The sequence below is a fragment of the Giesbergeria sp. genome, assembly GCF_028686475.1.
In the GTDB taxonomy this organism is placed as follows: domain Bacteria; phylum Pseudomonadota; class Gammaproteobacteria; order Burkholderiales; family Burkholderiaceae_C; genus Simplicispira.
On sequence record NZ_JAQUCA010000002.1, the window covers coordinates 229,552 to 243,553 of the forward strand.

Sequence of the window (14,002 nt, forward strand, 5' to 3'; positions counted from 1 at the left end):
ACTGGGGCTTGCTGAATGCCCACGCTGGCGCGTGCCCTGTATGCGGGCCTGACTTATCTGGCCTACCCACTGCTGCGACGCAAGCTGCGCCGCCGGGCGCAGGCCGAACCGGGCTATGCCGTGGCGGTGGAAGAACGCTTTGGCTACTACGCTGCCGAACAACACCCGGCACAAGATGCGCAAGTGGGCTGGTTATGGATACACGCGGTATCTTTGGGCGAAACCCGTGCCGCGGCCATTTTGCTGGCCGCCCTGCGCCAACAACGGCCCGGCTTGCGCCTATTGCTGACGCACAGCACCGCCACCGGACGCGCCGAAGGGCAAAAACTGCTGCACCCCGGCGACCGCCAAGTATGGCTGCCGTGGGACAGCCCCAGCGCCGTACAGCGTTTTTTGCGCCAGTTTCGGCCAACGCTGGGCGTGTTGATGGAAACCGAAGTCTGGCCGAATCTGATTGCCGCCTGCCAGCGCCAACACCTTCCATTGGTGTTAGCCAACGCACGGCTGAATGAAAAATCGTACCGGCAAGCACAACGCTTGGGCTGGCTGGCGCGCCCGGCTTATGCCGGTCTGACAGCGGTCTATGCCCAAAGCGAAGCCGATGCACAGCGCCTGCGCGCCTTGGGGGCCAAGGTGGCCGGGGTTTTGGGTAATCTCAAATTTGATGCCGTGCCGGATGCGACGCAAATTGCCCAAGGCCAACACTGGCGGGCCAGCTATCCCAAACCCGTGCTGATGTTAGCCAGCAGCCGCGAGGGCGAAGAAGCCTTGTGGCTGCAAGCCTTGGCAGCACAACAAGCCGCGCAAAGCATAGCCCAAATGCCGGTGCAGTGGCTGATTGTGCCGCGCCACCCGCAGCGTTTTGACGAGGTGGCCGCCTTGTTAGCCCAAGCCGGTTTGCAAGTATCGCGGCGCAGCCAATGGACAGGCGGCCAGCCGATACCGGCGGATGTCTGGTTGGGGGATTCTTTGGGCGAGATGGCACTGTATTACAGCCTGGCCAGCGTGGCTTTATTGGGTGGTAGCTTTGCCCCACTGGGCGGACAAAACCTGATTGAAGCCGCCGCCTGTGGCTGCCCCATCGTAGTGGGGCCACACAGCTTTAATTTTGCCGAAGCCACCGCCTTGGCCTTGGCCCAAGGGGCCGCCCGCCCGGCACAAGACATGGCACAAGCGGTGCGCTGGGCTGGTGCTTGGGTGCAAAACGGCCCTGCTCTGGCAGCAGCCCAAGCCGCAGCGCACAACTTGGGCCAAGCACACCGTGGGGCAGCACAAGCCAGCGCCAGCGCGGTATGGGCTTTGTGGCCACCGGGCCGGTAAATGGTTTAACCTTGCACCGTTCAGTATTCACACATTTGGAAGAAGTTTTTATGCGCTCTTTTCGCACTTGTCTGACGGCTTTGGCCCTTGGCGTGGCCGCGTTGCTACCCGCCCATGCGGGTAAAACGCTCGACACCATCCAGCAACGCGGCCAAATTGCCGTCGGGGTTAGCACTGGCGTGCCGGGCTTTTCCGCCGCTAACAGCCAAGGCCAATGGACAGGCTTGGATGTGGATATTGCCAAGGCCGTGGCTGCTGCCGTGCTGGGCAGTGCCGACAAGGTGAAATGGGTGCCGCTGGCCTCGCAACAACGCTTTACTGCCTTGCAATCGGGCGAAGTAGATGTGCTCTCGCGCAATACCACCGTCACACTGACACGCGATGCCTCGATGGGCTTGGCCGCTACCGCTGTGGTGTTTTACGACGGCCAAGGCTTTATGGTGCCAGCCAAGCTCAAGGTGAAAAGTGCCAAGCAGCTCAAGGGGGCCACCGTGTGCGTGCAATCGGGCACTACGTCGGAGAAAAACCTGACCGACTTCTCGCGCGCTCACAGCCTCAACCTCAAGCCGGTAGTGTTTGATAAGTTTGATGCCGCCAACGCAGCCTACTTTGCCGGACGCTGCCAAGCCTACACCACCGATGCCTCGGGGCTGGCCTCAGTGCGGGCCAAAGAAGCCAAGAACCCCCAAGAACACCTCATCCTGCCCGAGTTGATTTCTAAAGAACCCTTGGGGCCGCTGGTGCGCCGGGGCGATGATGAATGGCAAGCCCTGGTGCGCTGGGTGGTTTATGGCCTGATAGAAGCCGAAGAAAACGGCATCACCCAAGCCAATGTGGCCCAACTCAAAGCCGAAAGCACTGACCCCGTGGTCAACCGCTTGCTGGGCAAAACCGAAGACATCGGCAAACTGCTCGGCTTAGACCGTGATTGGCTGGTGCGTGCCATCCAAGCTGTGGGCAACTATGGCGAAATCTACGAGCGCAACGTGGGCGAGAAGACCTCCGTCGGCTTGCCACGCGGCCTGAACCGCCTCTGGAACCAAGGGGGTCTGCTCTACGCCTTGCCAGTACGGTGAGCCAACGCCCCCTGATTGCACCGCGCCCCGCACCGCCACGGGCACGGCGGCGTTGGTCTTGGCACCACCCCGGCACACGGGCGCTGGTGTGGCAACTATTAGCTGTGCTGGCCGTGCTCTGGGGTTTGGCTTGGCTGGTACACAACACCCAAGCCAATATGGCGGCACGCGGCATCCAAAGTGGTTGGGATTTTTTACGCCAAACCGCTGGTTTTGATATTGGCGAACAAGCCATCCCCTTTGCAGCCACCGACAGCTATGCCCGCGCCTTTGCCGTGGGCCTGCTCAACACCTTGCGCGTTTCTGTGCTGGCGATTGTGCTGTGTACCTTGCTTGGGGCGCTGCTGGGGGTGGGGCGTTTATCCAGCAACCTACCGCTGCGGCTGCTGTGCCGGGCCTACGTCGAGCTGTTTCGCAATGTGCCGCTGTTGGTGCAATTGCTGCTGTGGTATCTGTTGCTGGTGGAGTACCTGCCCGACCCAACGGAAGCGTGGCATTGGGGCGAATTTATTTTGTGGAGCAAAGCGGGCCTAAGCCTGCCCTTTCCTATGCAAACGGCCCAAGGCTGGCATTGGAGCCTACCCCGGCTAGAGGGTTTTGCCATCGAAGGCGGCGCGGCCCTATCGCCCGAATTTTTGGCCCTGCTGCTGGGCCTGACGTTGTACACCGCCGCCTTTGTGGCCGAAGTGGTGCGTGCTGGCATCAGCGCCGTGCCACAGGGCCAAATAGAAGCCGCTTTGAGCATCGGCCTGGGCCGTTGGCAAACCCTGCGCCACGTCAGTGGTCCGCTGGCACTGCGCGTGATTGTGCCGCCCTTGACAAACCAATACCTGAACCTGACGAAAAATTCATCGCTGGCGGTGGCGGTGGGTTACCCGGATGTGGTGTCAATTGCCAACACCAGTTTGAACCAAACCGGGCGCGCCTTGGAGTGCATCGCCCTCATCATGCTGGTCTATTTGGCCTTGTCGCTCTGTACCGCACTGCTGATGGGCTACCTGAACCGCCGGGCGGCACTGCGGGAGCGTTAAAACATGCCTCAGCCGTCCCCAGAAATTGCAGCCCGTCCAGCGCCAGCGCGTGCAGGTGGGTTCGGGGCCACGCTGCGCCGTGCTTGGTTTGGCACTTGGTGGCACAGCCTGACCAGCTTGGCCCTGTTGACTGCTGCCATCTTCTGGCTACCACCACTGGCCGATTGGGCCTTGTGGCAAGCCCTGTGGCAGGCCGATGCCCCCAGTTGCCAAGCCGCACGCGGCAGCGGCGCTTGTTGGGCCATGCTGGCCGAAAAATACCGCTTCATCCTGCTAGGGCGCTATCCACAAGAGGAAAGCTGGCGGCCTGTGCTGGCCACGGGCTTGCTGTTGGCCCTGATTATCGCCAGTGGCTTGCACCGTTGTTGGAACCGCTGGCTACCGCTGGCTTGGTTACTGGTATGGGCGCTATTTTTTGCCTTGATGGGCGGTGGCCTCTTGGGTTGGACGGCCATATCCACCGACCGCTGGGGCGGCCTGCCCCTCACCTTGATGCTCAGTACCCTGTCCATCGTGCTGGCGGCCCCGCTGGCGGTGCTGTTGGCGCTGGGGCGGCGCTCAGACATGCCTGCCATTCGTGCTTTGTGCAGCTTGTACATTGAGCTGGTGCGTGGTGTGCCGCTGATTTCGGTGCTGTTCATGGCCAGTTTTTTGTTTCCGCTGTTTCTGCCCGTAGGGGCCACGCCCGATGTGCTACTGCGCGTGCTGCTGGGCATTGCCTTGTTTGCTGCCGCCTATTTGGCCGAAACCGTGCGTGCCGGTTTACAGGCCGTGCCACGCGGCCAGCTTGAAGCCGCCGCCAGTGTGGGCTTGGGCTGGTGGCAAACCCAGCGACTGGTGGTGTTGCCCCAAGCCTTGGCGGCAGTCGTGCCGGGCTTGATGAACAGCTTTATCTCCATCTTCAAAGACAGCTCGCTCATCACCATTGTCAGCCTGTACGAATTGACTGGCTCGCTTGGTCTAGCCCTGAGTGGCGACCCCGAATGGCGGCCCTTCATGCTGGAGGGCTATCTGTTCATCACGCTGATTTATTTCGCTGTCTGCGCGGCCATGTCGCGTTACAGCCTCTGGATAGAACAGCGCCAAGCGCGTACCCATGCCCGCTGAGTTTTCTTTCGATGCCCATCCATCCCATGCCTGTTGCCTCTCCTGCCACTGCCCCATTGATTCAATTTCAGCAACTGAACAAATGGTTTGGCAGTGATTTTCATGTGCTGCGCGATATTGATTTGGACATTGCCCGAGGCGAGCGCATCGTGGTGTGCGGCCCCTCGGGTTCGGGTAAATCGACCTTGATTCGCTGCATCAATGCCTTAGAGCCGTTCCAACAAGGTAGCCTATCGGTGGCCGGGGTCACTTTGCAGCCCGAGGGGCAAGAAGATGAACGCGCGATTGCCCAAGTGCGCCGCCATGTGGGTATGGTGTTTCAGCAGTTCAATTTGTTTCCACACCTGAGCGTGCTAGACAACCTAACGCTGGGGCCAATCCATGCCGCCCAAGTGCCACGCGCCCAAGCACAGGCGCAGGCACTGCAACAGCTAGAGCGCGTGCATATTGCCGAGCAAGCGCACAAGTTTCCGCTGCAATTGTCGGGCGGACAACAGCAACGGGTAGCGATTGCACGCGCACTGTGCTTATCGCCCGACATTTTGTTGTTCGATGAACCGACCTCGGCCCTTGACCCCGAGATGGTGCATGAAGTGTTGGATGTCATGGTGGCCTTGGCCGATCAAGGCATCACCATGCTGTGCGTAACGCACGAGATGGATTTTGCCCGCTCCGTGGCCGACCGGGTGGTGTTCATGGACCAAGGTCAAATCATCGAACAAGCCAGCCCAGATGCCTTTTTTAGCCAGCCGCGCAGCGAACGAGCGCGGCAATTTCTCAACAAACTGTTGGGGCAACCCACTGTATAGCCTGCGCCTGTGGTTTGGCAAAGCATTCATTGACGCGGCTTGCCATGCCCGACTATGCTTGCCACGAAATGCGTGACCCCAACCCCCCTCCACCCCTGTTGAAGCAGCGCGAACTTCAAAAAATTGCCCTGTTTGTCGCGCTCTCCTTTTTTTGCTTAGGTCTGCCCAGGGTCGTTACCAACGTTACTGCCTTTACCTTATTTTTAGATACTTTTGGGGCAGCCCAATTGCCCTACACCTATTTGGGTGCCGCCGCTTTGGCCCCTTTGGTTGGTGCTGGCTACCTGTGGTTGCAGCGGCGCGTGTCTTTTTGGGCGCTTCTCTTCGTTGCAATGGCTTTCGATATCGTAGCCTTGTGTGTCGCTTGGATTGGCTTGCAAACGCCCTCGGCACACTGGCTGATTGCCTTACTGACCGTATGGGTCGAAGTAGAGTGGATGATTGCTGGCTTAGTGTTTTGGGGCTTAGCCGAGCGCATGTTTACCTTGCGCGATGCCAAACGCCTGTTTGGCATCATCAGTGCTGGCGAACCAGCAGCCGTTATTGTGGGTGGTTTTGCTATTCCGCTACTGCTCAATAGCAGCCTAGCGACACCCGATTTAGTGCTAGTGTCTGCGCTGGCTATGGGTGTAGGTATATGGATTGTGCTAACCACACGCGCACAGTTTGGGGCGGATTTAGCCGTTGAGCATTCAAGCGAAGAAGAACCCTCTGGCTTTCAGGTACTTGGCGGATTTGGCCAGTATCAATCGTATGTCAACCTGATTTTCTTGATGGTTTTGTTGGCTGAAATAGCCCACTTTGTCATCGACAATGCTTTTTATGCTTTAGCCGAACACCATTATGCAGAAAAAGAAGCTTTGGCCTCTTTTATTGCTGTTTTCTTTGCTGCCAGCGGAGTGATTAACTTACTGTGCAATCTTTTTGTATCAGGCCCGGTGCTACGCCGCTATGGGGTAGGCGTTGCCATGCTGTCATTGCCTGGATTGGTGATTATTTTTGGCACGCTGGCCACATTAGCAGCCACCTTGTTAGAATCTAGTGCAGGTTTTTTCATGCTGATGGCGGCCATTAAATTAATTGATGAATCTGTACGTAATGGAGTCTATACCACTGGATTTTTAATGGTTTATCAGCCCCTACCTGCCGAGCTACGCACGCGCGCCCATGCCGCTTCGGGCAGCTATGTAGAACAAATAGCAGCAGGCATAGCGGGACTGGGATTATTGGGCCTGAATTTACTGCTGGGCTTTGGGGCCTTAGAACTGTGCATTTTTGCGCTACTGCTGGCTATTGCTTGGGCATGGACAGCACAACACCAGTTTGTACGCTATCGCGAAGCTCTGGGGCAGGCGATGGCGAAACGCCGGTTAGGCGCAGGCGCATTGAGTCTGCACAACGACACGAGCATTGCCCTGCTAGAGCAGCAACTGCACAGCCACGATGCCGCACAAGTTATTTTTGCCTTGGGCCTGCTGCAAACCCATGCACCGCACCGCTTGACTGGGGCTATCCACACCACACTGCACCATCCTGATGCAGAGGTACGCCGCCAAGGTTTACGTTTAGCAGAAAAAGCCGCCCTGACCACATTAGCACCAGCGATTGACTCTTTGATCGAGCAAGAAAACGAACCCGAAGTGTTGGTACAGGCTTTGTGTGCCTTTGCCGCCACCGATGAAGACCAAGCCTTCGATAGGTTGGTGGGATTTTTAACACACCCCGACCCACTGCTACGCGCCGGGGCCATTATCGGTCTGATGCGCCATTGTGGTATCGATGGAGCACTGGCAGCTGCCGATGCCTTTCAGGCTTTGCGTACAGAAAACAGCAAGGCTGGACAGCACGCTATTGGCTTCCTGCTAGAGGAACTGGCCTCACGCCAATTTTACCGGCCACTGATGTATTGCATAGTGTCTGACAACCGCTTGGCACAGCGGGCCGCACTGCGGGCGGCGCGCCGGGTTCATGCCGCCCCTCTGCGTCCGGCGCTACTGCGTGCGCTGCGCTGGCGCCATGTGGGCCATGCCGCCGCAGTGGCGTTAGTCCATGCTGGCGATAGTATCTTGCCCGCACTGGCCGCACTGCAAAATGACCCCACCACAGACAGCAGCACACGCACCCGTGTAGCGTGGCTATTGGGCCGCATTGGCAGTCCGGCGGCCAGTGTGCAACTGTGGCAACAGCTATGTACCCACGATTTGAATGCCCGGCTGGCTGTGGCCCAAGCATTAGAATTTGTCAAATACGTGGCACTTGGTGAGCAAGCCGCCACCGTGTGGGCAGAAATCCAAGCAGCAGTAGCCGTAGCTGCCTTGCTTGAACAAGGGGCCTCCTTGGTGGGCCAAGGTGAGCGGCTAGAACTGCTGCGTGCGGCCTGTCACCAAACACGGCAACGCGAACGCAACCGCTTATTTTTGCTACTGGCACTGGTATTGCCGCGCGATAAAGTGACCCATCTTGCTTGGCACTATAACCGGGGTAGCGAGGAAGAACGCGCCTACGCCTTAGAAATGCTCGATACCTTGTTGCCCACGGCACAAAAAAAAATGGTATTGGGTCTGCTGGATACCGTTGGCAGACGCGCACCCCCCCCGACCCATCTGCGCCAATTTATAAACCAGCTCGACAGCACCACCATACCTTGCAGCGCTTGGATACACAGCTGTGCTTTGTATGCAGGGATGCAGGACGGCATTTTGCCCGAGCCTAACACCTTGCAACGCTGGGCGCGTTCGCCTGAACCCACGTTACTCGCCATTGCACAGGCCGCTTTAAAGCCCAGTACAGAAAGAATTACCGGCATCATGCTCACCATTGAAAAAGTAATGCTCTTGCGCCAGGTGGCCATTTTCTCTAATGTCTCCCATCATTTTTTAGCTGATATTGCTGATGCACTGGTAGAACTGACCGTGCAGCCCGGACAAATCATCATGCGTGAAGGTGAAAACAGCAATTGTTTATACGTTATTTTTAAGGGTGATTTTGCTCTATCGCGCCAAGGACAACCATTAGGACAATTGGGGCCTTTAGAGGTTTTTGGCGAACTGGCCGTGTTAGACCCAGCGCCAAGCACAGAAACCGTTACCGCCCTGTGTGAGGGGCTACTGTTGAGCCTAGATCATGAACACCTAGAAGATTTGATGGCCGAAAGCATCGAAATTGCCCACGGTTTTATCCAAATGCTTTGCCGCCAAGTGCGCCAAGCCAAAGGATTGGCCACACTACCCAGCGTGGCCAATCGGGCAGATTAAAAAACGGCGCTATTTTTCTGGTGACTCTAATGCCAAGCCCTGTTCTACCACTGCTTGCAACAGCTGCAAGAGTTGTGCTGTTGTGGTGTCAGGGTTCATGCAGGTAATTTTGAGGCAGGTTTGCCCATGTACACGCGTTTGACCCAATACAGCACGTCCTTGGTCAAAAAATAGCTGCCGAATATTGGCATTGAGGCTATCTGCATCTGCGCTAGAACTGCGCGGTACATACCGAAACACCACGCAACCCAACATAGGCTGGTGCAGCAAAGCCAGCTGGGGCTGTTGCTTAATCCAAGCAGCAGCCGCTTGGGCCAGCGCCAAGGTTGCATCTATCATGCTACCCAAACGCACACGACCTAGCAATTGCAAACTCAACCAAAGTTTCAGCGCATCAAAGCGCCGCGTAGTCAGTAAAGAGCGTGTTACCAAATCTGGCACACCGGCCTGCTCATGCTCTTGGGGATTGAGGTAATCGACGTGCATCTTCATTAAATCGAAGTGTGCAGCATTTTTGAGTAAAAAAGCCCCACAAGCAATCGGTTGCCACAGCAGTTTATGAAAATCAATACTGACTGAATCGGCCTGCGCTATCCCCAGTAACTTAGATTGGTGCTGCTCTGAATAAATCAATGCCCCACCATAGGCGGCATCTACGTGCAGCCACACGCCCATTTCTTGGGCAATAGATGCCACTTCGGCCAACGGATCGATCGAACCAAAATCCGTGGTGCCAGCGGTGGCTACGATGGCCATAGCGTGCAAGCCTTGTTGCTGCAATGCGGCCAAGCTGGCGCGCAAAGCGCGCGTACACAATCTAAACTGCCCGTCGCAGGGCACGCGCACGACCGATTGGGTACCTAGCCCCAGTTGGGCGGCAGATTTTTCTACGCTGAAATGCGATGCCTCAGAACACAAAATACGCAAAGAGTGCGCCTCTTGGCCCAGACCTTGGTGCCAAGCCGAGCGTGACCATTGGCGCTGATAAAACGCCTCGCGGGCTAACAGCAGCCCCATAAAGTTAGACTGGGTGGCTCCCGGTGTAAATGTACCTGTGGCCGCAGGGCCTAACCCTATCAAATCGCACAAATGGCGTACCAACTGCATCTCAACTATGGTGGCAGCGGGTGCTTGGTCAAAAGAATCCATCGATGGATTGAGCGCTGCCACCACCAACTCTGCCGCCACGCTAATAGCCAGCGGCGGACAATGTAAATGCGCGGCGGTGTGCGGGTGGTCCAATCGGATGCAATGGGCAACCACAGTGCCCAAGCGGGCCAAAATTTCAGCAGCTGGCAGACCTTGTGGTGCCGACAAGTCACAGGCCAACTGTTGTTGCAGCGCTGCGGGTGTCAGGCCACTATAAGGAAGCTCTGCCACATGGGTTGCAAGCGTTTTTAGTACCACGTTTACCCATTCGGCCAATTGGGCCTGCCCTAACGCATCGTGGTGCAACAATGCAGCCGTACTAGAAAGGTGCGTCATGGTGCCACGCTCCGGCGGTGCAGCTGGTCTGCACTGACTGCTTGGCACGCAGCAGCCACAATGGCAACCACCGCATCTATCTGCTCTTGGGTAATGACCAGTGGCGGTAAAAAGCGCAGCACACTCCCTTGGCGACCGCCTAACTCGATAATCAGTCCGCGTTCAAAACAAGCCTTGCGAATAGCCCGCGCGCACTCGCCGTCGGGCAGAGAAACGCCATTGCGATCGTGTGTGGCAGGGTCGACAATTTCCACCCCAGTCATGAGGCCACGACCACGCACATCGCCAAGAAAAGGCATGGAGGTTTGCAGGTGCCGCAATTGGCTACGCAAATACTTGCCCATCTGCGCTGCATGGCTGGCCAAATTTTGCTCACGGATAAAACGCAGTGTCGCCAGTCCGGTACCTATCGCCATCAGGTTACCCCGAAAGGTGCCAGCGTGGGCACCAGGTTGCCACAAATCCAAGGCTTCGTCATACACAATCAATGCCAACGGCAACCCTCCACCAATAGCCTTAGACAATACCAGCACATCGGGCACAATACCCGCACGCTCAAACGCATACAAGCTGCCAGTGCGCCCCCAACCGGTTTGTACTTCATCCACAATCAGCGGCACCCGGTACTGGGCCGTCAGGCGGCGCACTTCGCGCAACCAATCATCAGGGGCAGGGTTGCAACCGCCTTCGCCTTGCACTACTTCCAAAATGACTGCTGCAGGCAACGGCACGCCACTTTCATCGTCCTTGAGCACGCTTTCTAACCGCTCTAAGGTAGCGCAACGGTGGTGCTGTGCAGTGCAACCCGCGTCAGTGCTATTGCAAGTTGCTCCACAACGGTAGGCATCTGGAAAGGGCAAAAAATGCACTTCAGGCATCAACCCTGGGATAGCCGACTTAGCACGCAAATTGCCCATCAAAGCCAAAGATCCGTGGGTTTGCCCGTGGTAAGCCCCTTGGTAAGCCAAAATCGAGCGCCGCCCCGTGGCTGTTTTGACCAATTTGAGCGCTGCCTCTACGGCATCTGAGCCACTGGGACCACAAAATTGGACTTTGGCACGGGCGGCAAATGCGGGCGGCAAACTGGCCAATAACTCTTGCACAAAGGCATGGCGTATTGGACTGGTAAAGTCCAAAGTTTGCATAGGCAAACCTTGGCTCAGATGCTGTTGTATCGCATCAAGCACCACTGGATGGTTATGGCCTAAAGCCAGCGCTCCAGCACAAGAGAGGCAATCAATGTAAGTCTTGCCATTGGTATCTGTGATGTAAATGTTATTGGCACTGGCAATCGCCAACGGTAGGTTGCGCGGATAGGTACGGGCGTTAGATTCAACCTGTGCTTGGTAATCTAAATAATAGTTTGCGTTTTGGGCAGGAGAATTGAATGGCATTAAGTACTTCCTTGTGGGGCTGGTGGTGCGTGTGTTTCGATAGCGTGGCTAGTCAACATGCGCTTAAAATCGGTATAATCAAATTTATTCAGCAGCTTTAGCTGGCCGCCTAAACGACGGAAATAGATAGATGGCATACGCAAACCATTAAACCAATTGAGTTTGACCATCGTATAACCACCAGAATCGAGTATGTGCAAACGTTGGCCTACCTCCAGCGCTTGGTTAAACTGAGTGCGGCAAAATTCGTCACCCGCCAAACAAGATGATGCTCCAATAATATAATCATGGGCTGCACCCGCTTGCGCTTCGCGCACCGATGCAGGTTCATGAAAAATGAGTGTATCCAAACGATGCGCTTCGGTGGCACTATCAACAATCGCAATACTGGGTTGACCGGGCTGAATGTCCACCACACTGACCACCAAATCGGTAGTCTGGGTAATGACAGCCTCGCCGGGTTCAAGGTACACCTGTACCTGATGGCGCAAAGCAAAGGCTTTTAAGGCATCGGCTAAACGCTCCCACGGATAGCCATCGGCAGTAAACAAGACCCCACCGCCCAAGCTCACCCAGCGCACTTGTGCCAGCACCGTAGCAAATTCAGTGGAAATGTGATCCAACAGGCGCAAAAATGCTTCTACATCACGGTTCTCGCAGTTAAAGTGGAACATTACCCCGTGCAGGTTATTCACTAAATCTGGCGTTAAATTCGCCTTACGCACGCCCAACCTAGAATGGGGCCGTGCCGGGTCGGCCAGTGTTTGCTTGGCATAACTGACTTCGGGGTTAATACGCAAGCCTATTTCTTGGCAATGCCGCAAGCGCGGCGCATGGGCATGGTATTGCGATAGCGAGTTAAAAATGATTTTGTCCGCGATAGAGTCAACTGCTTCCACATCTTGAGCAGAAAAACCAACGCAGTAAGCGTGGGTTTCGCCACCAAAGGTTTCGTAGCCCAGATGTGCCTCATAGACTGAACTGCTGGTAGTGCCGTCTAAATAGGGGCGCATGACATCAAAAACACCCCAAGTAGAAAAACATTTCAGCGCCAGCACCACCTTGGCCCCAGAGCGCTGGCGCAAAGCGTCAATGCGCTGCAAATTAACCAATAGTTGCTGTTCGTCAATCACAAAATAAGGCGTGGCCAACGCCGCTTCTGGATGCCCGCTCATGCTGGCAGCTCCTGCACATCCCAACTTAGGCCCAAGCGCGGCATCAGTGCCAAGAAGGCATCGGGGTCTAATTGCTCAACATTAAACAAACCCGGCTGACGCCATTGGCCAGAAAAATACAGCAAGACCCCCACCGCAGCGGGGACACCGGTGGTGTAAGAGATGGCTTGCGATTCAATTTCTTGGTAACTTTGCTCGTGGTCGCAAATGTTGTAGATAAATACTTTGCGCCGCTGGCCAGATTTTTTGCCCGTGAGCATCGAGCCAATGCAAGTTTTGCCGGTGTAATTGGCAGCCAAGGAAGTGGGTTCTGGCAACAAGGCTTTGAGCACGCTCAGGGGGGCTACTGTGACACCGCTGGCCGTGGTGATTGGCTCTGGCGAGAGCATCCCCACATCACGCAGCACATTAAAATATTTGAGGTAGTTGTCACCAAACCCCATCCAAAACTCAACACTGCTGTTGGGGAAAAACTCTACCAAAGAGCGCACCTCGTCGTGCGCCATCGAGTACACCTTGTGCGTACCCACCACCGGGAACTCTACCTCGCGCATACGGGTGTGGCAAGGCACCTGCTTCCACTGACCACCCTCCCAATAGAACGAGTCGCCCTGCACTTCTAGCAAATTGGCTTCTGGGTCAAAATTGGTGGCAAACTTGCGCCCGTGGCTGCCCGCATTGACATCCATGACATCAATGGAATCAATTTCGTCAAACAAATGTTTCTGCGCCCACGCACAAAAAACGCTAACCACACCAGGGTCAAACCCCGTGCTAAGGATGCCAGTGATGCCCAAAGCGGCAAAACGCTCACGAAAGGCCCATTGCACATCGTAGGCCACTGGCACTTGCTGACCGGGGCTGCATAAATCGGTAGCCACCGAGGTATCCAAATAACTGACCCCCGCTTGGCAACAAGCCTCCATCACGGCCACGCTGGTCCAAGGTGGCCCCACGTAGGCGACCAAATCTGGGCGCACTGCTTGTATCAACTGCACAGTGGCCGCCACATCAGAGGCATCCAAAGTACATGCCGAGATGGTACGCATTGGGTCCTTAATGTTACCCTTGCGCCGAATGCTGTCGATGATGGTGTTGCATTTGGCCAGCGTGCGCGAGGCGATTACCAAATCACCAATCAGGTCGTTGTTTTGTGCCAGCTTGTGGGCCAGCGCCCAGCCTACACCGCCAGCGCCAATTTGAAGTACCGTCATAGAAGTCCTATCCCTTTCAGATGCAAAAGAAAACAAGCGTTGCTTGTATCGTTTGATTCTGCAAGCTGGCAAGCGTGGCTGCAAGCAAACAATTGCACCAGTGCAAGCAATCCACCCCCTCAGCGCGAGGCCAACTC

Annotated in this window: 10 protein-coding genes; 6 read left to right on the forward strand and 4 right to left on the reverse strand. The window is 56.2% G+C overall.

Going from position 1 to position 14,002, the window contains the following annotated elements:
• The first annotated feature begins 15 nt into the window (after positions 1 to 15).
• The 6 genes from PHX60_RS02365 to PHX60_RS02390 are packed head-to-tail and all read left to right on the forward strand — an operon-like array spanning position 16 to position 8,597.
• Complete coding sequence (locus tag PHX60_RS02365) at positions 16 to 1,320, forward strand: 3-deoxy-D-manno-octulosonic acid transferase (protein ID WP_300074131.1); 1,305 nt, start codon at positions 16 to 18, stop codon at positions 1,318 to 1,320.
• Between the two features lie 50 nt (positions 1,321 to 1,370).
• On the forward strand, positions 1,371 to 2,396 hold the full coding sequence (locus tag PHX60_RS02370) for an amino acid ABC transporter substrate-binding protein (protein ID WP_300074134.1): 1,026 nt from the start codon (positions 1,371 to 1,373) through the stop codon (positions 2,394 to 2,396).
• The gene (locus PHX60_RS02375; RefSeq protein ID WP_300074137.1) at positions 2,393 to 3,427 is read left to right on the forward strand and encodes an ABC transporter permease subunit; all 1,035 of its coding nucleotides are present in this window, start codon (positions 2,393 to 2,395) and stop codon (positions 3,425 to 3,427) included. The genes PHX60_RS02370 and PHX60_RS02375 overlap by 4 nt, the downstream gene beginning before the upstream one ends.
• A gap of 3 nt (positions 3,428 to 3,430) precedes the next feature.
• Positions 3,431 to 4,534, forward strand: a complete 1,104-nt coding sequence (locus PHX60_RS02380) for an amino acid ABC transporter permease (protein WP_300074139.1) — start codon at positions 3,431 to 3,433, stop codon at positions 4,532 to 4,534.
• 26 nt (positions 4,535 to 4,560) lie between these two features.
• The gene (locus PHX60_RS02385) at positions 4,561 to 5,343 is read left to right on the forward strand and encodes an amino acid ABC transporter ATP-binding protein (RefSeq protein ID WP_300074142.1); all 783 of its coding nucleotides are present in this window, start codon (positions 4,561 to 4,563) and stop codon (positions 5,341 to 5,343) included.
• 44 nt (positions 5,344 to 5,387) lie between these two features.
• Positions 5,388 to 8,597, forward strand: coding sequence for a cyclic nucleotide-binding domain-containing protein (locus PHX60_RS02390; protein WP_300074145.1), 3,210 nt, complete (start codon positions 5,388 to 5,390; stop codon positions 8,595 to 8,597).
• 9 nt (positions 8,598 to 8,606) lie between these two features.
• Here PHX60_RS02390 and PHX60_RS02395 read toward each other — a convergent pair whose 3' ends face one another.
• The 4 genes from PHX60_RS02395 to PHX60_RS02410 are packed head-to-tail and all read right to left on the reverse strand — an operon-like array spanning position 8,607 to position 13,865.
• On the reverse strand, positions 8,607 to 10,082 hold the full coding sequence (locus tag PHX60_RS02395) for an aspartate aminotransferase family protein (RefSeq protein WP_300074148.1): 1,476 nt from the start codon (positions 10,080 to 10,082) through the stop codon (positions 8,607 to 8,609).
• Complete coding sequence (locus PHX60_RS02400) at positions 10,079 to 11,476, reverse strand: diaminobutyrate--2-oxoglutarate transaminase family protein (RefSeq protein ID WP_300074151.1); 1,398 nt, start codon at positions 11,474 to 11,476, stop codon at positions 10,079 to 10,081. The genes PHX60_RS02395 and PHX60_RS02400 overlap by 4 nt, the downstream gene beginning before the upstream one ends.
• Entirely contained in the window at positions 11,476 to 12,651 is a 1,176-nt protein-coding gene (gene nspC / locus PHX60_RS02405; protein WP_300074154.1) for a carboxynorspermidine decarboxylase, read from the reverse strand. The genes PHX60_RS02400 and nspC overlap by 1 nt, the downstream gene beginning before the upstream one ends.
• Complete coding sequence (locus PHX60_RS02410) at positions 12,648 to 13,865, reverse strand: saccharopine dehydrogenase family protein (protein ID WP_300074157.1); 1,218 nt, start codon at positions 13,863 to 13,865, stop codon at positions 12,648 to 12,650. The genes nspC and PHX60_RS02410 overlap by 4 nt, the downstream gene beginning before the upstream one ends.
• Positions 13,866 to 14,002 lie beyond the last annotated feature (137 nt).